At 67.9% G+C, this 20,576-nt stretch carries 15 protein-coding genes; 2 read left to right on the top strand and 13 right to left on the bottom strand.

Translation table 11 applies throughout. From position 1 onward, the window contains the following. Positions 1-152: 152 nt before the first annotated feature. The 5 genes from waaA to LO55_RS10400 all read right to left on the bottom strand — a co-directional run bounded on the left by waaA (position 153) and on the right by LO55_RS10400 (position 5,568). The gene (gene waaA, locus LO55_RS10420; protein ID WP_071361404.1) at positions 153-1,451 is read right to left on the bottom strand and encodes a lipid IV(A) 3-deoxy-D-manno-octulosonic acid transferase; all 1,299 of its coding nucleotides are present in this window, start codon (positions 1,449-1,451) and stop codon (positions 153-155) included. Next, positions 1,448-2,428 carry a lipopolysaccharide heptosyltransferase I gene (gene waaC / locus LO55_RS10415; RefSeq protein WP_071361403.1) on the bottom strand — a complete coding sequence of 327 codons (981 nt, stop codon included), beginning with the start codon at positions 2,426-2,428 and terminating at the stop codon, positions 1,448-1,450. Before waaC ends, waaA begins: the two co-directional genes overlap by 4 nt. A 9-nt stretch (positions 2,429-2,437) precedes the next feature. After that, positions 2,438-3,820 (bottom strand): phosphomannomutase/phosphoglucomutase, encoded by a 1,383-nt coding sequence (locus LO55_RS10410; RefSeq protein ID WP_071361402.1) that lies wholly within the window; start codon positions 3,818-3,820, stop codon positions 2,438-2,440. Between the two features lie 240 nt (positions 3,821-4,060). Beyond that, positions 4,061-4,372, bottom strand: coding sequence for an H-NS histone family protein (locus tag LO55_RS10405; protein ID WP_071363755.1), 312 nt, complete (start codon positions 4,370-4,372; stop codon positions 4,061-4,063). Between the two features lie 101 nt (positions 4,373-4,473). Beyond that, positions 4,474-5,568, bottom strand: a complete 1,095-nt coding sequence (locus LO55_RS10400; RefSeq protein ID WP_071361401.1) for an MraY family glycosyltransferase — start codon at positions 5,566-5,568, stop codon at positions 4,474-4,476. Between the two features lie 313 nt (positions 5,569-5,881). Between LO55_RS10400 and LO55_RS10395 the strand changes: the two genes are divergently transcribed. Beyond that, entirely contained in the window at positions 5,882-6,730 is an 849-nt protein-coding gene (locus LO55_RS10395; RefSeq protein ID WP_071361400.1) for a symmetrical bis(5'-nucleosyl)-tetraphosphatase, read from the top strand. Here the strand turns inward: LO55_RS10395 and LO55_RS10390 are convergent. From LO55_RS10390 to LO55_RS10365, 6 genes are read right to left on the bottom strand one after another with little or no spacing between them, the layout of a single operon-like run. Continuing rightward, positions 6,727-7,458: a lysophospholipid acyltransferase family protein gene (locus LO55_RS10390; RefSeq protein WP_071361399.1), complete on the bottom strand. Its 732-nt coding sequence runs from the start codon at positions 7,456-7,458 to the stop codon at positions 6,727-6,729. The genes LO55_RS10395 and LO55_RS10390 overlap by 4 nt on opposite strands. A gap of 56 nt (positions 7,459-7,514) precedes the next feature. Beyond that, complete coding sequence (locus tag LO55_RS10385) at positions 7,515-8,807, bottom strand: dihydroorotase (protein WP_071361398.1); 1,293 nt, start codon at positions 8,805-8,807, stop codon at positions 7,515-7,517. Next, positions 8,804-9,778, bottom strand: a complete 975-nt coding sequence (locus LO55_RS10380) for an aspartate carbamoyltransferase catalytic subunit (RefSeq protein WP_005665326.1) — start codon at positions 9,776-9,778, stop codon at positions 8,804-8,806. The genes LO55_RS10385 and LO55_RS10380 overlap by 4 nt, the downstream gene beginning before the upstream one ends. Next, positions 9,759-10,289: a bifunctional pyr operon transcriptional regulator/uracil phosphoribosyltransferase PyrR gene (gene pyrR / locus LO55_RS10375; protein ID WP_005665324.1), complete on the bottom strand. Its 531-nt coding sequence runs from the start codon at positions 10,287-10,289 to the stop codon at positions 9,759-9,761. The genes LO55_RS10380 and pyrR overlap by 20 nt, the downstream gene beginning before the upstream one ends. An 18-nt stretch (positions 10,290-10,307) precedes the next feature. Then, positions 10,308-10,694, bottom strand: a complete 387-nt coding sequence (ruvX, locus tag LO55_RS10370) for a Holliday junction resolvase RuvX (RefSeq protein WP_370659620.1) — start codon at positions 10,692-10,694, stop codon at positions 10,308-10,310. A 27-nt stretch (positions 10,695-10,721) separates the two neighbouring features. After that, entirely contained in the window at positions 10,722-11,336 is a 615-nt protein-coding gene (locus LO55_RS10365; RefSeq protein ID WP_085986709.1) for a YqgE/AlgH family protein, read from the bottom strand. Between the two features lie 231 nt (positions 11,337-11,567). Here LO55_RS10365 and LO55_RS10360 point away from each other — a divergent pair, with 231 nt between their 5' ends. Next, on the top strand, positions 11,568-13,022 hold the full coding sequence (locus tag LO55_RS10360) for a cryptochrome/photolyase family protein (protein ID WP_071361396.1): 1,455 nt from the start codon (positions 11,568-11,570) through the stop codon (positions 13,020-13,022). Here the strand turns inward: LO55_RS10360 and LO55_RS27430 are convergent. Then, a complete protein-coding gene (locus LO55_RS27430; protein ID WP_071361395.1) occupies positions 13,012-18,297 on the bottom strand; it encodes a hybrid sensor histidine kinase/response regulator in 5,286 nt (1,761 codons plus the stop codon). The two genes, LO55_RS10360 and LO55_RS27430, sit on opposite strands and share 11 nt — an antisense overlap. A 7-nt stretch (positions 18,298-18,304) precedes the next feature. Beyond that, positions 18,305-20,572, bottom strand: coding sequence for a methyl-accepting chemotaxis protein (locus LO55_RS10350; RefSeq protein ID WP_071361394.1), 2,268 nt, complete (start codon positions 20,570-20,572; stop codon positions 18,305-18,307). Positions 20,573-20,576 lie beyond the last annotated feature (4 nt).

Raw genomic sequence — 20,576 nt, 5'->3', positions numbered from 1 at the left:
CGCCTCCAGCGCCTCTGCCGCCTGTTCCTGGACCAGTACCGAAGTTGGCAAAACCGCGGGCTTCCCACTACCGACCGGCCTCGGGTGATTGAACGACAACATGGCGCATCCCCTTTTGTTTTGTACCGTGCAGTTTGGAATGGTAACAAAACCTACCGGATATGCCGTTGCACGAGTTCAACAGTGCGCAGGGTCGCCCCGCGGTGGCGGCGCGCGAAGGCCAGCGCCTTTTCCCCCATCGCCACCCGCGCCGCGCCGTCGCGCAGCAGGCGCACGGCCGCCGCCACCAGCGCGTCGGCGTCAGGCAGCCGCAGCGCGGCGCCGTCGTCCACCGCCTCATTGGTGGCGTCGAGGAAGTTGAAGGTATGCTCGCCCACCAGCACCGGCTTGCCCAGCGCGCAGGCCTCGATCAGGTTCTGGCCGCCCAGCGGCAGCAGGCTGCCGCCGATATACGCGCAATCGCAGGCCGCGTAATAGGCGAACATCTCGCCCATCGAATCGCCCAGGAGCACGTCGGCGCCGCCCACGCCATGGTCGACGCCGTGGTCAATCCCGAACTGCGAACGCCGCGCCAGCGTGAATCCGCGCGCCGCGACCAGGGAAGCGACTTCGTCGAATCGCTGCGGATGGCGCGGCACGATCACCAGGAGCGCGCCGGCCGGCTTGTCGGGCATCCGCCGCCAGGCGTCGAGGATCAACGCCTCTTCGCCTTCGCGCGTGCTGGCGCACAGGAACACGGGCCGCTCGGGGCCGCCGGAGCGGATGCGGCTGCGCAGCCAGTCGCCCTTTTCCAGCGCCGCCGGCGGCGGCGTCACGTCGAACTTGACGCTGCCGGTGACCTCCACGTTCGGCGCGCCGAGCGAGCGGATACGCTCGGCGTCAACCTCGGTCTGGGCCGCGACCAGGGTGAAGCCGCGCGCCGCCTCCCGCATCACGGCGCCCGCCTTGCGGCCACGCTTCAGGGATTTTTCGGACAGGCGGGCATTGGCCAACACGACCGGCACAGCAAGCCGATTGCAGGCGTGGATCAGGTTGGGCCAGACCTCGGTCTCCATCAGGATGCAGGCGCGCGGGCGATGGCGGCGCAGGAAGCGCCGCGTCATCAACCCGGTGTCGTACGGCAGGTAGCTTTGCACCACGCGCTCGCCATGGTGGGCGAACAGGGATTGTCCGGTGGCGCGGCCAGTCGGCGTCATATGGGTCAGCAGGATGCGGCAGTCGGGATAGGCCGCCAGGAGCGCGTCGACCACCGGTTCGGCGGCGCGCGTCTCGCCGACCGAGACGGCGTGCACCATGATGGTCGGACGTTCGCTCGGCGCCGGACCGATCAGGGCCAGGCGTTCGCCCCAGTGCGCGCGGTAGCCCGGCTCCTTGCGGCCACGCCACCACAGGCGGCCCAGCACGGCCGGCAGGGCCAGCCACCACAGGCTTGAATACAGCGCGCGGTTCATGGCGCGGCCAGCAGGCGGCGCGCGGCCGCCACCACCTCGTCGCTTGATGGCGGCGCACCCAGCTCGCCCAGGTTGACGATGCGCTCGGACCAGTTGCCCTCGGTCTTCCACTTCGGCGAATCGCAATAGATCTCGATCGTCGGCCGCACGAAAGCGGCGGCGATATGGGTCAGGCCGGTGTCGACGCCGACCGCGAGCCGCGCATGCTGGGCCAGGGTCACGGCGTCCATCATCGACAGCCTGGGCAGCACGCGCGCGTTCGGGATGCCGGCGGCCAGCGCCTCGGCGTCCCGGCGTTCGGCCTCCGAACCCCAGGGCAGCAGCACCGGCATCGGCGCCAGCGCCTTGCCGAGCGCGATCCAGTTGGCGTCTGCCCACTTCTTGGCCGCGCGCGCCGTGCCGTGGAAGAACACGGCGTAGTCTTCGGCCGGCAGGAAGGCCGGACGCTGCGACGCATCCGGCGCCGGCAGGCCGAAATCAGGCGCCGTATCGACCGGATAGTCGAGCGCCGCGCCGGCCACCAGCCGTCCGCGCGCCACCGCGTGGGTGCGCGGGCTCAGGGGAATGCTGTCGGTATGGAAGATGCGCGAGACGCCTTCATAGCCCGAGCCTTCGCTGCCGTTGGCCAGGCCGACCTTCTTGCCGCCCTTGCGAACGCGCGCGGCGCCCATGATGATGCCGGTCTTGAGCAGGCCCTGGGTGTCGAACACATAGTCGTATTCTTCCTCGCGCAGGGTGCGCAAGAATGCGCGGATCTCGGCGCGCGTCCCGGATTTGCCGAGGCTCTTGCGCCAGCGCCGCAGCGCCCAGGGGATCACCTTGCGCACGTGCGGATTCAGGCGCACCAGGCTGACGTAGCCTTCCTCGACCACCCAGTCGATCGTGGCGCCCGGATGGCGGCGCAGCAGGTCGGCCACGATCGGCAGGTTGTGCAGCACGTCGCCCAGGGACGACACCCGCACAAGTAGAATCTTCAAGCGATCACCTCAGAACGGCAGGTCGGCATCCGGCTTGGCGGCCAGGATCACGCTCTTGAACTCGGACTGGATCCGCGCCAGCGCTTCCGGATTCTCGCCCTCGAAGCGCAGCACCACGACCGGGGTCGTGTTCGACGAACGCGCCAGGCCGAAGCCGTCCGCGTACTCGACGCGCAGGCCGTCGATGTCGTTGATCTTTTCCGAGGTCGGGAACTTGGCGTCACGGCGCAGCTGGTCGATCAGGGCGAAGTTCTCGCCCTCCTGCAGGTGCAGGTGCAGTTCCGGGGTGCTGCTGGCGATCGGCAGGCCGTTGAGCAGCGCCGACGGATTCGGTCCCTTGGTCAGGATCTCGAGCATGCGCGCGCCGGCATACAGGCCGTCGTCGAAGCCGTACCAGCGGTCCTTGAAGAAGATGTGGCCGCTCATCTCGCCGCCCAGCGGGGCGCCGGTTTCCTTCAGCTTGGCCTTGACCAGCGAGTGGCCGGTCTTCCACATCAGCGGCTTGCCGCCATTCTTCTCGATGTAGGGCGCCAGGTGGCGCGTGCACTTGACGTCGTACAGGATCTCGGCGCCCGGGTTGCGCGACAGGACGTCGGCCGCGAACAGCATCATCTGGCGGTCCGGGAAGATGATCTGGCCATCCTTGGTGACCAGGCCCAGGCGGTCGCCGTCGCCGTCGAAGGCCAGGCCGATCTCGGCGTCGGTCTCTTGCAGCGCGCGAATCACGTCCTGCAGGTTTTCCGGGTGGGCCGGGTCCGGGTGGTGGTTCGGGAAGGTGCCGTCGACTTCGCAGAACAGCTCGACGACCTCGGCGCCCATGCGGGTGAACAGCTCGGGCGCGAAGGCGCCGGCGACGCCGTTGCCGCAGTCGACCACGATCTTGATCGGACGCGCCAGCTTGACGTCGCCGACGATGCGCTCGATGTAGGCGGCGCGGATGTCGTGGGTGCTGTAGCCGCCGCGCTGGTCGGCGATCGCGCCGTCGTAGGCAGCGATGCTGTCGTGCAGGCCGGTGATGGCGTCGCCATAGATCGCCTCGCCCGCCATCACCATCTTGAAGCCGTTGTAGTCGGGCGGGTTGTGGCTGCCGGTGACCATGATGCCCGAGCGCGTTTCCAGCACGTTGGTGCCGAAATACACCATCGGGGTGGCGACCATGCCCAGATCGATCACGTCGACGCCGGCGTCGCGCAGGCCTTCGCTGAGGGCGGCGCTGAGTTCCGGGCCCGACAGGCGGCCGTCGCGGCCGATCACGACCTTGCGCTCTCCCTTGGCCAGCGCGGCGGCGCCGAAGGCACGGCCGATGTGGCGCGCGATCCCCGCATCCAGGGTCTTGCCGATGATGCCGCGAATGTCATAGGCCTTGAAAATCGTTTTCGAGAGAGCAACCATGTTCTTCCTTGGAATTCTTGAGAGGCATGCACCGGTCGCTGGATCGACCGTGGTCATCGCCGGATGTTGGAGGAATGATAAAAAATCGCTTGCTATTGTACCGGCAAGCGCTGGCGCCGTGGGATTGGCGCGCGGAGGATCGGCGAAGAACGGGCGGCGTGGAAAGCGCCCGGCGCCTGGCGGCATGCCGCCACCGCCTGCGCTGCGGAAGTGAGGTTCCTCAGCGCAGGGGAAATGGAATCAGACGCGCAGATCGTCGATCGACTTGCCGCCTTCGACCCATTCCTTGACCCACTTCGGCTGGCGGCCACGACCGGTCCACTGCAGGTTGGAATCGTCCGGGTGACGATAGCGCACGGCGACGGTGGCGCCTTTCGAACCGCGGCCGGTGGCGGCCATCAGGTCTTTCAGCGGCATGCCGACGCTTTGGGCGATGGCCAGGATTTGGTCGCGTGCTTTTTGCACTTCCTGGACTTCACGCTTCTTCATCTCCTGCTTGATTTGCTCCTGCAGGTTGCGCAAATCGCCTACGGACATATTCGACAGATCCATCATCATTCCTCGTTCGTTAAAGATTAAATGCAGATTCAGCAATTACCGAATCTAGTGAATTCTCACTAAATGTCGCAATATAATACAACAATAAACACGGACTAGTCCTTCTTGCTTAAAAAAAGCCAACGTGGGGACTTGAATCGAACAATACGGCCATACAACCAGAGGTAACTGATTATGAACAACAAACAGAAGAACATCAGGGCCGTGGTGTTTTTCCAGAACACCGTTGCCGGTATCACGGCCAGCAGTGAAAACAGCCATAAATAAGGAGAAGTCCGCGCATTGCGCTTCATCAATGCGCGTGCTTCGCGCGGCCCTACCGTCCATTGCACGATACGGCGAAATATCAAGCTGTGCAGGTGAATACCATCCGGCATCGCCGGCGACTTACCGCGCACAAACATGCGGCGATAAGCGGAGAATATCGTTTCGAAAGCCGGATAAATCAGTAACAGCGCCGCATACCAGGTCGACACGCCGGGATTGCGCATCACCAGCAGCAGCGCCAGCTCGCCCAGCAGGAAACCGATGAAATAGGCGCCGCCGTCGCCCAGGAAGATCAGCCCCACCGGATAGTTCCAGATCAGGAAGCCGGCGGTGGCGCCGGCCACGATCAGGGCCGCCACCAGCACGAACATATCGCCCACCTGCAGCGCCACGTAGGACAGCGACAGCAGCATGAAGATGCTGATCACGCCCGCCAGGCCATTGAAGCCGTCGATGATGTTGATGGCGTTGGCGATGCCCGCCACCGCCAGCATCGTCAGCGGCAGCACGATCCACAGCGCCTCGATCGGCAGCACGGCCCACGGCAGGTCGAGCCGGCCGACGCGCGCGTCGAGCAGCCAGTAGCCGAGGGCCGCCGCGACCATCGTCAGCGCCAGCCGGCGCAGCGGCGAAACGCGGCCGGTGTAATCCTCGGCGATGCCGCCGGCGAGCGCGATCGTGGCGCAGGCAATCAGGGTGGCGAGCCACGCCATCATTTGCGGCTCGCGCAGGATCGAAATCCCGGACGCCACCACCACCGCAAGGAAAATCGGAATGCCACCGATACGCGCGACCGCATGCGAGTGCACTTTCTGCACGCCGCCAAAATCGCCATCGAGCCCCAGCCCATGTTTTCGCGCGGTCTTGATAACCAGCAGCGTCAGCAATGCGCAGGAAAGGAAGCTCACGAAAAACGAGAACATTATTGTTTTCTTTCGATGCCTGTATGTGGAGCCTCGGGCAGCGGCGGTTGGCAAATGGAATGGCCAGTGCACGCTATTCACGGGAGGGAAGCCGGATTCATTGTACCGGAATGGACCGGTATTTCCGGGCGCACGTATTTAACGCGCACGCAGTGTTGGAAGCGAGTCAAAAAATGCCGATGCGCGCGCATTTCGGGCACGAGACAGGCGCAGGGAACCACAAGCGCGGTGTCCGGCGACAGCGCCGGCGGGTAAAATCATTTAGTATCCGCAAAAGCAACAACGACAGCTTCACGGGCCAATCTCGAAAAATATGAAAACCTATGCCATTGGCGACCTCCAGGGTTGCGCGCACGAAGCGCAACTGCTCCTCGACCGGATCTTCGAGACGGCGGGCCCTGATGCGCGCATCCTGTTCGTGGGAGACCTGATCAATCGCGGTCCCGATTCGCTCACCGCGCTGCGGCGCATGAAGGCCTTGTCGGAATCGAGCGGCGGGCGCATCGAAGCCCTGCTCGGCAACCACGACCTGCACCTGATCGCGGTGGCGGCCGGCGCCCAGCGCCTGAGCCGCTCCGACACCCTCGACGAGATCCTGGCCGCGCCCGACCGCGACGCCTTGATCGCCTGGCTGCGCCAGCGCCCGCTGGCGATGTTCGTCGACGCCCACCTGCTGGTGCACGCCGGCGTGGCGCCGCAATGGGACGCGCGCCAGACCATGGCGCTGGCCGCCGAAGTGGAGGCCGCGCTGCGCGGCGAGGGCTGGATCGATTTCCTGGGCGCGATGTACGGCAACCTGCCGGACCGCTGGGACGATGGCCTGGTGGGCATCGACCGCCTGCGCTGCATCGTCAACGCCCTCACCCGCATGCGCCTGTGCGCGCCGGACGGCACGATGGACTTCAAGCACAAGGAAAGCGACGCCGGCCCGGCCGGCAGCGGCCTCCTGCCCTGGTTCGACCTGCCGCAGCGCGGCACCCAGGATGTGACGGTGGTGTTCGGCCACTGGTCGGCGCTGGGCCTGGTGCAGCGGCCGAACCTGATCGGCCTCGATAGCGGCTGCGTGTGGGGCGGCAAGCTGACGGCGGTGTGCCTGGACGACCGCACGCTGCTGCAGGTGGATTGTCCCGAGTACCGGGAACACGGCGGCAAGAAGCGCTAGACGCGCACGGCGGCTTCCACCGCCTCCTGCGCCGCCAGCGCCAGCTCGCGCCGGTGCGCGCCAACGCTGTCCAGCGGCGCCAGGCAGGCCAGGCGCGCCTTTACGGGCGGGCCTTGCAGGATGCGCAGCAGGCTGTCGACGAAGGTGGTGTCGCCCACGTACTCGATCGACGGGTGCAGGCCGCCAGCGGCATCGACATAGGCCAGCGCATACGGCTGCACCGGCACGCCGGCATCGATCGCGGCCTCGAACAGGTTGGCGTGGAAGGGCAGCACCGCGCCCTGCAGGCCGGTCGTGCCTTCGGGGAACAAGGCGACCCGTTCCCCTTGCTGCAGCACCTCGACCAGTCCCTTGAACACGTGGCGCAGCTCGCGCCGGTTGCCGCGCGCGATGAACACGGTGCCGGCGCCGGCCGCCAGCCAGCCCATCACCGGCCAGGAACGGATCTCGGCCTTGGCCACGAAGCGGCAGGGATCGAGGGCGTTGATGACGAAGATGTCGAGCCAGGACACGTGGTTGGCCACCACCAGCGCGTGCTCGAGGGCCGGCACGCCGCCGACATGGTCGACCTCGACCCGGCACAGGCGCAACAGGCGGCGCGACCAGCCGCGGGTCAGGCGCGCACGGCGGCTGGACGACACGAAGGGAAACACCAGCGCGCAGGTCGCCAGGCCCTCGCACAGGTGGACGACGACGCGCGCAAGGCGCCAGGCAAGGCGGATCTTCAAGATAGCAAACACGGTGAGGACGGCGGCGTCATGGCAGGCCCGCCGTCCCGGGTGGATCAGCGCTGGTACGCCACGCGGCCGCGCACGATGGTGGCCTTGACCTGTCCGGCCAGTTCATAGCCGAGGAAAGGCGTGTGCTTGCCCTGGCTGGCCAGGGTCTTGTCCTCCACTTTCCAGCGCGCGTTCGGATCGAACAGCACCACGTCGGCCGCGGCGCCGACGCCCAGGGTGCCGGCCGGCAGGCCGGCGATGCGGGCCGCGTCGCGCGTGATGCGGCTGAGCGCCACGGCCAGCGCCTTGTCGCCATCCACGCCATGCTGCTGGTCTTCGGCCCACTTGAGCGTGAGGCTGAGCAGCAGTTCCAGGCCGGTGGCGCCGGGCGAGGCTTCGCCGAACGGCAGCAGCTTCTCGTCGTCGTCGACCGGGGTGTGGTCGGAGCAGACCGCGTCCACGGTGCCGTCCAGCACGGCCGCACGGATCGCGTCGCGGTCGCGCTGCGAGCGCAGCGGCGGGGTCAGGCGCGCGTTGGAATCGAAGAAGCCGATGTCGGCGTCGGTCATGTGCAGGTGGTGCACGCCGACGTCGACGCTGAGGTCCAGGCCTTCCTGCTTGGCGGCGCGGATCAGGTCCAGGCCGGCGGCGGACGAGATGCGGCACAGGTGCACGCGCGCGCCGGTGGCGCGCATCAGTTCGAAGATCGTGTGCAGCGCGATGGTCTCGGACATCACCGGCACGCCCGACAGGCCCAGGCGCGACGCCAGCGGGCCGCTGTGGGCCACGCCGCCGCGGCCGATGTGGGCGTCCTGCGGACGCAGCCACACGGTGTAGCCGAAGGTCTTGGCGTACTGCATGGCGCGCAGCAGCACGGTGGTGTCCAGGATCGGTTCCTCGGCCTGGGCGAAGCCGATGCAGCCGGCTTCGGTCAGTTCGGCCATCTCGGTCAGCGCCTGGCCCTTCAGGCCCACGGTCAGCGCGCCCAGCGGGTGCACATTGGCCTGGTCGAGCATGCGCGCGCGGTGCTTGAGCATCTCGACCAGGCCGGGTTCGTCGAGCACCGGATCGGTGTCGGGCGGGCACACCAGCGTGGTCACGCCGCCCTGCATCGCTGCCTGCAGCTCGGATTCGAGCGTGGCCTTGTATTCGTAGCCCGGCTCGCGCAGGCGCGCCGACAGGTCGACCAGGCCGGGGGCGACCACCAGGCCGGTCGCGTCGATGGTCTGGTCGGCGTTGAAGCCCGCCGGGGCGGCGCCGAGCGCCGCGATCCTGCCGTCGGCGATGAACAGGTCTTGCGCTGCGTCGATGCCGTTCGCCGGGTCGATCACTCGCCCGTTCTTGATATGAAGTTTCATGCGTGGGTTCCTGCCAAAATGCTCATCACCGCCATCCGTACCGCGATCCCGAAAGTCACCTGCGGCAGGATCACCGCCTGGGCGCCGTCCGCCACCGCCGAGTCGATCTCGACGCCGCGGTTCATCGGGCCCGGGTGCATCACGATCGCGTCCGGTTTCGCCAGCGCCAGGCGCTCCGGCGTCAGGCCATAGCTCTTGAAGTACTCTTGCGCCGAGGGCAGCAGCGCGCCGCTCATGCGTTCGTTCTGCAGGCGCAGCATGATGATGACGTCGACGTCCTTCAGGCCTTCGTCCATGTTGGTGAACGTGCGCACGCCCATCTGTTCCAGGCCGCCCGGCAGCAGCGTGTGCGGGCCGATGGCGCGCACTTCGGGCACGCCGAGGGTGGTCAGCGCATGGATGTCCGAGCGCGCCACGCGGCTGTGCAGGATGTCGCCGACGATGGCCACGCGCAGGTTGGTGAAGTCCTTCTTGTAGTGCCGGATCGTGTACATGTCCAGCAGGCCCTGGGTCGGGTGGGCGTGGCGGCCGTCGCCGGCGTTGACCACGTGCACGTCCGAGCGGGTGCGGTTCAGGTGCTGGGCGATCATGTAGGGCGCGCCCGATTGCGCGTGGCGCACCACGAACATGTCGGCGTGCATCGCGGCCAGGTTGTCGATGGTGTCGAGCAGCGACTCGCCCTTGGTGGTCGACGAAGCCTGGATGTTCAGGTTGATGACGTCGGCCGACAGGCGCTTCGAGGCGATCTCGAAGGTCGTGCGGGTGCGCGTCGAGTTTTCGAAGAACAGGTTGAACACGCTCTTGCCGCGCATGAGCGGGACTTTCTTGACTTCGCGGTCGGAGATGCCGACGAAGCTCGATGCGGTGTCGAGGATGTGGTCGATGTGCGACTTCTTGAGTCCCTCGATGGTGAGCAGGTGTTGCAGCTCGCCGTTCTTGTTCAGTTGCGGATTATTGTGCAGGGTCGGCATTGTCTTCTTCGATGGTCAGCGAGAGTTGGCCTGTTTCGTCGCGCTGCAGGCACAGCGACTGGTTTGCCGCGAGCGACACGCGCGCGCCGGCGAAATCGGCCGCCACCGGCAGCTCGCGCCCGCCGCGGTCGGCCAGCGCGGCCAGCTTGATGCAGCTTGGCCGGCCATAGTCGAACAGCACGTTGATCGCGGCGCGCGTGGTGCGGCCGGTCTGCAGCACGTCGTCGACCAGCACCACCGTGGCGCCGTCGACCGGGAAGCGGATATGGGTCGGCTTCACGTCAGGATGCAGGCCCTTGCGCGCATAGTCGTCGCGGTAGAACGACACGTCGATCGAGCCCAGGCGAGCGGTGAGATCGAGGTCGCGCGCCAGGCGCTCGGCCAGCCAGGCGCCGCCGGAATGGATGCCGACGATGGCGGCGTCGGGCACGCCGTCCAGGCCCGCGCGGACCTGGCCCAGCAGCTCGCGGTAGAGCGCCTCGGCGTCGAGGTTGAGATTGGTTGTTGGCATAGGGTTGAGAAGATGCGGCTAAGGAGATGCGTCGAAATATTGCTGCAGAATGATGGCGGCCGCCTTGTCGTCGATGACGTCGCCGCGCTTCGATGCGATCACGGCCGACGAATAGCGCTCGTCGACCAGCTCGACAGGCAGGTTGAAGCGGCCATGCAGCTGGTTGGCGAAGCGGCGGCTGCGCAGGGTCATGTCGTGTTCGGCGCCGTCGGGATGGCGCGGCTCGCCCACCACCAGGCGCGCCGGGCGCCACTCGGCGATCAGCTCGCCGATGATCTTGAAGCGGGTGGCGTTGTCGATGGCGGCAATGACGCGCAGCGGCTGCGCCTGCCCGGTCAGGGTGTTGCCCATGGCGATGCCGATCCGCTTGACGCCGAAGTCGAAGCCGAGAACGATATCGACCATCATGCGCAACCACGCAGGTACAGCAAATCACGCATGGCCGGCTTCGGTGGCGAGCATGAAGGGATCGATCCCCAGCAGTTTGATGGCGGCGTTGTAGCGTTCCTCGATCGGCAGGTCGAACAGCACGCGCGCGTCGGCGCCCACCGTCAGCCAGCCGTTGCGCGAGATTTCTTCTTCGAGCTGGCCCGGGCTCCAGCCGGCGTAGCCGATCGAGACCAGCATGCGCGCGGGACCGCCGCCGCTGGCGACGGCTTCGAGCACGTCGATCGAGGTCGTGAAGGCGACGTCGTCGGTGACGCTGAGCGACGAGGAATAACGGCCGCCGGGCGAATGCAGCACGAAGCCGCGGTCGTCCTGGACCGGCCCGCCGAACATGATCGGCTCGTCCACCACGGTCGCGCGCAGGCCTTCGGCCAGCTTCAGGTCGACCCGGTCGAACAGGGTTTCCATCGTCATGTCGGTCGGCTTGTTGATGACCACGCCCAGCACGCCCTTGTCGTTATGCTCGCAAACATAGACGACGGTGCCGCCGAAGATCGGATCCTGGATCGATGGCATGGCGATCAGGAAATGGTTCGCAAGGTTGAGCCCGGATGCTGCCGGACCGGCCTTGGCGAGCGCTTCATCCTGCTCCCGGGGCATGCCCGGCATCGGTAGAGTTTTGCCAACTTTGCTTTTTTTCATACGGATACTCTCAAAAGGCGCACTCTTGCGTTAAACATGATCGACTGCCAACGTTCTGCAGCACAACGTTACGCTTTTCCCTAGTTTACACCCATTTGGCCGGAGGACCCTCGGAAGCATCACGACACGCACACCATGGTCCGATCCTAGACAGTAAAATCTGCTCCCGCCTTGACCTCGCACACAGTGATGAATTTGAGCAAGTCTTTAGTCTGGTTCCGGCGCGACCTGCGCGCATTCGACCACGCCGCCCTGCACCACGCCTTGCGCTGTTCGCAACAGGTGTACTGCGTCTTCGTGTATGACACCGATATTCTCGACGGCTTGCCGCGCGACGATCGCCGCCTGCGTTTCATTCACGCCAGCCTGGCCAGCCTGGATGAGGAATTGCGTCGTCTTGGAGGCTACCTCATCGTGCGCCACGGCAGCGCCCGGGATGAGGTGGTGGCGCTGGCGGAGGCACTCGATGTTGATGTAGTGCATGCCTGCACCGATTATGAACCGCTCGCGATCGCGCGCGATGACGAGGTCGCGCGGCTGCTGGCGGCGCAAGGCCGCGCCTTCCATACGTACAAGGACCAGGTCATCTTCGAGAAGGATGAAGTGCTAACGCTCGCGGGACAGCCGTACTCGGTGTTCACGCCCTACAAGAACGCCTGGCTCAAGCGGCTGGCGGCGCGTCCCGAGACGCTGGCGGCGTATCCGGTCGACGCGTTCGCGCATGCGTTCGCGCCGCCAGCCGCGACCTCGGCCCTGCCCGCGCTGGAAGACATCGGTTTCGAGTCCGGCGAAGCGCCGCTGCCGGCCGGGATGGACGGGGCCGAAGCGCTGTTCGAGGCCTTCGTGGAAGACATCGCCGACTACGGCCGCGCACGCGATTTCCCGGCCGAGGATGGCACGTCGAGGTTATCGACGCATTTGCGTTTCGGCACCACCTCGATCCGCCACCTGGTGCGCACGGCGCAGCAATTGACGCTGTCGGGCGCGGGCGGCGCCGGCGCCTCGGTATGGCTGTCCGAACTCATCTGGCGCGATTTCTATGCGATGGTGCTGGCCCGGCACCCGCACGTGGTCGAGCGCTCGTTCAAGCCGGCCTTCGACGCGGTGCAGTGGGACGACGGTCCTGACGCCGACGAGTTGTTCGCCGCCTGGTGCGAGGGCCGCACCGGCTATCCGCTGGTCGACGCGGCCATGGTGCAGCTGAACACGACCGGCTTCATGCACAACCGGCTGCGCATGGTGACGGCCAGCTTTCTCACCAAGGACCTCGGCATCGACTGGCGCCGCGGCGAAGCGTATTTCGCCCTGCAGCTGAACGACTACGAGATGGCGTCGAACAATGGCGGCTGGCAGTGGGCGGCGTCGACCGGCTGCGATGCCCAGCCCTGGTTCCGGATCTTCAATCCGGTGACGCAGTCGACGCGTTTCGACGCCCGCGGCGAATTCATCCGGCGCTACCTGCCGCAATTGCGCAAGCTGGATGCGAAGCAGATCCACGCGCCGTGGCTGGTCAAGCCCGAGGCGCTGGCCGAGCGCGGCGTGGTGCTGGGCGAGGATTATCCGGCGCCGGTCGTGGAGCACAACGCGGCGCGCAGGCGCACGCTGGAGCGGTTTGCGGTGGTCAAGAAAACCGTCAGCGTTTGAGCAGCTCTTCGATCGCCGCCAGCAGCACCGGTTCCTGGTACGGCTTGCCGTAATAGGCGTTCACGCCCAGCCCCAGCGCCACGTTGCGGTGCTTGTCCGCCGTGCGCGAGGTGATCATGATGATCGGGATGTCCCTGGTGGCCTCATTGCCGCGCACATTGCGCGTCAGGTCGAAACCATCCATGCGCGGCATCTCGATGTCGACCAGCATCAGGTCGGGCGCGCCCTGCCCAATGAGTTCGAGCGCCTCGACGCCGTCCTTGGCCAGCTGCACGCGATAGCCTTCGCGTTCCAGCAGGCGCTGGGTCACGCGGCGCACCGTCAGCGAGTCGTCGACCACCATCACGGTCGGGCGCCGCACCTGGCGCGCCACTTCCTTCTTCACCTGCGCGGCGGCCTGCGGCTGCTGCGCCAGTGCCAGCGGATCGAGGATCAGGACGATCTCGCCCGAGCCCAGCACCGTCGCGCCGGCGATGCCCGGCACCCGCGACAATTGCGGGCCGATGTGCTTGACCACCACCTCGCGGTTGCCCAGCACCTCGTCCACGCGCAGCGCGATGCGGCCGGCGCCGCCGCCCAGCACCAGCACCGGCGTCGAACGCTGGCGCGCCGTCCGCTCTTCGTCATCCTCGCCCAGCAGGGCAGGCAGCGCATGCAACGCCAGCGCGGCGCCGGCCAGCGAGATACTGCCGGCCTCGATCGCCGCCGCCAGGTCCAGCTCACGCACCTGCTCCACCCGCTCGACCAGGGTCGAGGGCACCGCATGCGTGCGCCCGCCGGCCGTCACCAGCACCACCTGGGCGACGGCAAGCGTCAGCGGCAGCGTGATCGTGAAGCGCGCGCCCTGCCCCGGCTCGGACACGACCGCCACCCGTCCGCCCAGCGCCTGGGCTTCGGAACGCACCACGTCCATGCCGACGCCGCGGCCGGCCAGCTCGGTCAGCGTGTCCGCCGTCGAAAAGCCCGGCTCGAAGATCAGTTCGGTCACGTCCTGGTCGGACGCGGCGTCTTCCTCGGCCAGCAGGCCGTTTTCGAGCGCCTTGGCGCGGATGCGTTCCAGGTCCAGGCCGGCGCCGTCGTCGCCGAACACGATCAGCACTTCGTTGCCGTGCTGACTGACCTGCACCAGCAATTCTCCCGTCTCCGCCTTGCCCGCATCCTGGCGCGCCGCGCGCGGCTCGATGCCGTGCACGATCGCATTCCTCAGCAGGTGCTCGAACGGCGCGGCCATCTGTTCCAGCACGCCGCGGTCGATCTCCACGGCGCCGCCGCGGATGTCGAGGTTGACGCGCTTGTCGGTTTCCTTGGCGGTCTGGCGGGCGACGCGGAACAGGCGTTCCGACAGGCTGGCGAACGGCACCATCCGCACCCGCATCAGGTCGCGCTGCAGGTCGCGCGTCATGCGCGCCTGGCTGGCCAGTTCCTCGTTGGCGCCATCGACCGTGCGCGCCAGGCTTTCCTGGAACGAGGCGACGTCGTCGACGCTCTCGGCCAGCATGCGCGTGAGTTCCTGCAGGCGCGTGAAGCGGTCGAATTCGAGCGGATCGAATTCGCGTTCGCCCGAGATCGACAGCTTCGATGCGATCTGCGATTCGGCCTGCATCTCGATCTCGCGCAGCTGGCGCCGCAGGCGCGCCACATTGTCCGAGAAGTCGCCCAGCGAACCCTTGAGCGCGCCCATCTGGTTTTCCAGGCGCGAGCGCGTGATCGACACCTCGCCGGCCTGGTTCATCACGCGGTCGAGGATGTCGGCGCGCACCCGCACCAGCGGCGCACGGGCCGGTTCAAGGGCCGGCGGCGTGTGCGCCCGCGCCCGCTCCTGTGTCTGCGCCGGCGCGGCGTCCGCTGGCGCCGGTTGCTGCAAGCCCTCGAACAGCAGCAGCGCCGCGTCGTAGTTGGCCAGCAGCTCCTCGAAGGCGCTGGCCGGCAAGGTCGAGGTGCCGGCGTGGACCATGTTCTCGATCTGGGTTTCCAGCTCGTGCGCGTGCTGGCCCAGGCGCATCGCGCCGGCCATGCGCGCGCTGCCCTTGACCGTATGCAGGTCGCGCTGCATGCCCTGCGCGATCGCGGTATTGCCTGGCTCTTGCTGCCACTGGCGCAGGTCGTGGCCGATGCGCGGCAACAGGTCCGCCGCCTCTTCCAGGAACACCGGCAGCAGGTCCGGGTCGATCTCGTCGGCATAGCTGGCGCCGACCAGTTCGGGTTCGGGCTCAAGCTCGGGTTCAGCTTCCGCCACCGCTTCGGCCAGCACCGCTTCGTCCGGGGTGACGGCCACGAAATTGGCGTCCGGCGCGGGGTCCGGCGCCTGCGGCGCCGCCTGGTCGAGTTCCGGCACGGCGAAGGCATCGTCGAGGAAGGAATCGAACAAGTCGTCGACGTCGTCCGTCGCGGCAGGCTTTGGCGCGGCCGGCGGCGCCTGGCGCGCTTCGAAGGCAGGCGGCGCGGCCAGCAACTGCTCGTAGGCGGCCGCGAACAGCGCGTCGAGCTGGCTGGCCAGGGCCGGATCGGCCTCGCCATACAAGGCCGCCGCCTGCTGGCTGGCCAGGCGCTCGCGCAGCGCCGCCAGCTGTTCCACCAGGTCGGGCTGGCTTGGGGCCAGCTCGCCCAGGGTGAACACCTGCAGCATGGTGCGCATGCGCGACAGGGTCGAATCGAACAGGTCGAACTGGCCGTCCTCGAGCTGCGTGCCCGGCGCCGCCAGCTTCTCGAGCGTCGTCTCCAGCTCGTGCGCGAGGTCGCGCAGCGAGGTATAGCCGACCGTGGCCGAGGTGCCGGACAAGGTATGCGCCGCCGTCACCGCGTCGTGCACCACCTGTTTGTCCAGGCCGCGGCGCAACGCGTCGAAGCCCTGTTCGAGGGTGGCGCACAGGGTCTCGGTCTCGCCCAGGTAGACGTCGTGCAGCGCCTGCGGGATGGCCAGGTCGCCGACGCGCTTCACGCCATCGTCGCCCGGCATGGCCAGCGGCTCGTCGAGCAGCGGAATGTCGTCGAGCGCCGGCGTGTCGATGATGTCGTCCAGCACCAATGGCTCGTCGCTCGGTGGCTCGAACTTCAGTGGCTCGAACTTCAGTGGCTCGAACTTCAGCGGCTCGAACGGCCCGCCCTCCTGCACCCGCGCGGCGGCGGCGATCAGCGCCGCGCCATCGCGTTCCGGCAGGAGGCCGGCGGCCAGCTCGGCCACCCAGGCATCGAGTTCGGCATAGGCATGGGCCAGCAGGGCCAGCAGGTCGGCGGTGGCCGAACGGCCGTCGGCCAGCCACACGTTCATCACGCGTTCGATGGCGGCGGCGGTGGCGGCGAAGGCCTCCAGGTCCACCATGCGGCTGCTGCCCTTGAGCGTATGGAAGCCGCGGCGCAGCTGGGTCAGGATTTCCTGGTTGGCCGGCTCGTCGGCCGCGCGCGGCAGGGTCTCGACCACGAAGGCCAGCACTTCCTGCGCCTCGGCGATGAAGATGCCGAGCAGTTCGGCGTCGACGCCGTCCGCGGCCTGCGCCGTCTGCGCCGGCATATCCACAGGCGCGGCCTCGGCCGGCGCCGCGACGAACTCGAACGGCAGCTCGCGCAGCAGGAGCTTGTCGGTGTCGAAGGTGAAGCGGCCGCGCGCGGCCTCGCTGTCCTGGGCCAGCAGGTCGGCGAAGAAACCGAGCGCGCCGATGTTCTGAGCGATGTTGTGCAGCGACGCGTGCTGGTCGGTCACGTCCGCCTCGCTGGCGGACAGCAGCCGCACCGCTTCCTCGACGTGGCGCACGGCCAGCACCGCCTGGTCCTGGTCGAGGATGGCGAACGCCCCCTGCAGCTGGTGCAGGATCGGCGTCGCCTGCCCGAGCACCTGGCGCTTGCCCGGGTCGTCGTAGTAGTCGTCGAGCAGCTTCTCGATCTGGCGCAGGCCCGCCTTGACCTCGTTCGCCAGCACGGCCACGGTCTGGCCCTGCTGGATCTGGCGCGCCAGCTCGCCCTGCCAGTGCGGGGCGTCGGGCGGCGTCTCGCCGGCGGCCAGCGCCAGCAGGCGCGCGCCGACGGCTTCGGCATTTTCCGAGAAATCGTCGGGCAGCTGGCGCAGCTGGTCCAGGCCGTTCTCGACGAACAGCATGGCGGCCGCCATCTCGAGCCCGAACTGGTCGTCGCGGCCCGACTGCACCGAATCGCTGGCCGCGCGGCCCAGCTCGCGCAGCAGCTGGGCCAGCGCCGGGGCGCCCAGCTTTTCGCTGGCGCCGGCCAGGCGCGCCAATGCGTCGTTGAAGTCGTGTTCGACGTCAAGGTCAGGCTCGCCCTCGCCGGCGATGCGGTCCCAGTCCAACTTGGTGCGCGCCAGCGCTTCGCGCGCCTCTTGCAGGGCTTGCGGGTCGAGCTTGCCGTAGCGGCGCTCGGCATAGTCGGGCGGCACGGCGCCGTCCAGGCCCAGGGCCTGGCGCAGCGCGCGCGCCTGCGGTCCCGGTTCGCGCGCGGCGGCGATGAAGAACAGCGCGTCGCGCAGCATCGCTTCGGGCGCGTCCATCTCGCCCTTGGCCAGACGCCGCAATTGCAGGTTGATTTGACCGAACAGCTGCTTGATGTACAGATCGCTCTCGACCTGGCCGTCGGCCACCACGGTGGCGAAGGCATGCATCGCCTGCCAGAACAGGCGCGCGCGAACATCCTCTTGCGCGGCGCCGATCGGCGCGATGGCCGCCACCAGGTCGGCGGCATGAATCTGGCGCCCGGCGTCGTCCTCGGCCTTCAGGTAGGGCAGCAGGGCTTTTTCGAAACGGCTTCGGCAGGCCGCGACATCGACCTGGCCGTCATCTTCCGGCGCGGGCAGCTCGGGCGGCGTCGACAAGTCGAGCGGCATCAGGTCGGATGGATGCACCTTGCGCTCGCCCTGGCGCTCGACCATGTCGCGGTAATACGGGAACAGGCGCGCCGGCTGTTGCGGCATGCCGGCCAGCAGTTCGTCGAGGTATTCGCCGAGCGCCCCGAAGGCGTCCAGCACCACCTGCACGCTATCCACAGTGCATGGCAGGCTCCCATCTTTGAACCCGTCCAGCACCGCCTCGGCCGCGCCGGTGTACACCCCGACGCCTTCGACGTCGACCAGTTGCAGGGCGCCGTGCGCCTGGTGCAGGTGGGTCTTGGCGTGCAGCAGCAGGGTCGGCTGGGCTTCTGGCGAACGCCCGGCGGCCTCGCGCAATGCGGTCGACGCGCGCGCCAGGGCATCGCGGATTTCGCCGATGACCCAGGACAGCGGGCCGGTGTCGAAGTTGCTGGAGCGTTGCAAGGTCGGGCTCAGGGTTGCCATGGGCCGCTCAGGATACCACGCGGAAGCGCGACACCGAATCCTTGAGCTCCTGGGCCAGGGTGGCCAGTTCATGAATCGACTGTGCGGTCTGGCGCGTGCCCTGCTGGGCATGTTCGGTCACCGACAGGATCTCCTGCATCTTGTCGGCCACGCCGGTGGCTTGGGTAGCCTGGCGGTCGGTGGCGTGCGACATGTCCCCGATCAGTTCACCGAGGCGGTTCGACACGCGCGAGATGTCCGCCAGCGCGGCGCCGGCAGCGTCCGACAGGCGCGCGCCCTCGACCACGCCCTGGGTCGATTTTTCCATGGCCGCCACCGCGTCGTGGGTGTCGGTCTGGATGGTGCGCACCAGCGCGCCGATCTGCTTGGCCGCCTCGCCCGAGCGTTCCGCCAGGCGCTGCACCTCTTCCGCCACCACCGAGAAGCCGCGACCGGCCTCGCCGGCCGATGCGGCCTGGATCGCGGCGTTCAGCGCCAGCACGTTGGTCTGCTCGGTAATGTCCGAGATCAGCTCGGTGATCTCGCCGATCTCCTGCGACGATTCGCCCAGGCGCTTGATGCGCTTCGAGGTTTCCTGGATCTGCTCGCGGATCTCCTGCATGCCGCGAATCGCGTTCTGCACCGCGGTCGCGCCCTGCTCCGCCGCCGCCACCGACTGGCGCGCCACGTCGGCCGATTCCAGGGCCGAGCGCGACACGTCGGTGATCAGGCCGGCCAGGCGCATGGTGGTGCTGGACGCGTCCTGGATCTCGCGCGACTGCCGCTCGGCCGCGCCCAGGAGCTCGGTCGAGACCTGCTGCGCGCCGTTCGAGGCGCGCGCCACCTGTTCCGAGGTCTTGATGACGCGCACCACCAGCTCGCGCAATTCCTCGACCGTGTAGTTGACCGAGTCGGCGATCGCGCCGGTGATGTCTTCCGACACCGTGGCCTGCACCGTCAGGTCGCCGTCCGCCACCTCTTGCAGCTCGTTCATCAGGCGCAGGATCGCGGCCTGGTTCTGGTCGTTGGTGGCCTTGGCTTCTTCTTCCTTGGCCTGGGCCAGCTGGCGCATCGTTTCCGCTTCGCGGCGGCGTTCCTCGGCGGCGCGCGCACGGGCGGCGGCGTCCTGCAGCATGGTGCGCGAGATGCCCAGCGCCGCGACCAGGGTGAACAGGGCGGCGGCGACCGTCAGCCAAAACCAGCCGCTGGCGCCGGCCTGGTCGCGCTGGTAGTCGTGGTGCAGCTCCGCCAGCATGACGCGCAGCTGTTCGCTGTCGCGCGAGATCACGCGCTCGGCGGCGCGCGCGCTGGCGTAGTTGGTCAGGTTGCCCAGCAGCGGAGTGATGGTCTTGACGTACTCGTCGAAGCTGTCGCGGGTGCGCGCCAGGCGCATGCGCTGTTCGAGGTCGGTCAGCGGCGCCAGGCCCAGCTTGCCGCCGCCATCGAGCAGGCCGTCGATGATCGCGCTCAGCGACTCGATGTCGCCCATGATGTAGGTCACCGCGTTCTGGGCCGAGCCAGGGGTGGTGAAGGTCTGGGTGCCGGCCGACAGGCGCTGGGCCAGCGACTGCATGCTCAGCGCCGCCACCTGGCGCCGGGCGTCGCTCGACGCGTCCTTTTGCAGGCGCTCGGCGATCGCGGTCAACTCCGGCCCCACCTCTTCGTACTGGCGCAGGCTGACGCCGAAGGCCAGCAGGTTGCGCTTGTTGGCGATGATGCTGGCGGCCGCCTTGGACGAGGCGTTCCACAGCACGATCGCCTTTTGCAGTTCTTGCGCGCGCGGGCCGCTGGCGGCCGGGATGCGCCCGGTCGGCGACTGGCCGCCGCGCGCCAGCAGGTCTAGTTCGCGGCCCAGCTGGGCGCGGCTGTCTTCGAGCTGGTCGAAGGCGGCGGCGTCGCCGCGCAGCGCGATCGGCGCCGCCTTGGCGAAACGCTGGGAGTGCATCACGGCGTCGCCGGTCACCTGGCTCTGGCCGGCCAGGCGGGCGTCGACCGCCGAATTCTGCCAGGCCGCCAGCATGGTCAGCAGCACGCCGCCCACGAAGGCGCCGAGCAGCAAGTTCAGGCGGCTGGGCTGGAACTGCGCGCCGATCGGGACGGCGCGCAGGTCGTCGGCGCTTTCCGCCGCCAGCGCCTCGCTCGCGCTGCGGCTGCGAAAGCCCCCGAGCCGGCGCGCGGCCGCGGCGGCCGAGCCGCCGCCGTTGGCGTCCTGCGGGGACTCGCCGGGCGTGGCCGCATCAACGGCGGCATCATCCTTGGCGAAAAAATTCGTGGTCAGTTTCGAAGCGAATCCCATTGCT

The organism is Massilia timonae, from assembly GCF_001866515.1.
GTDB lineage: Bacteria > Pseudomonadota > Gammaproteobacteria > Burkholderiales > Burkholderiaceae_D > Telluria > Telluria timonae.
Note: the sequence above shows the minus strand (reverse complement) of the source record. Positions and strands in the feature narration are given on the sequence as shown.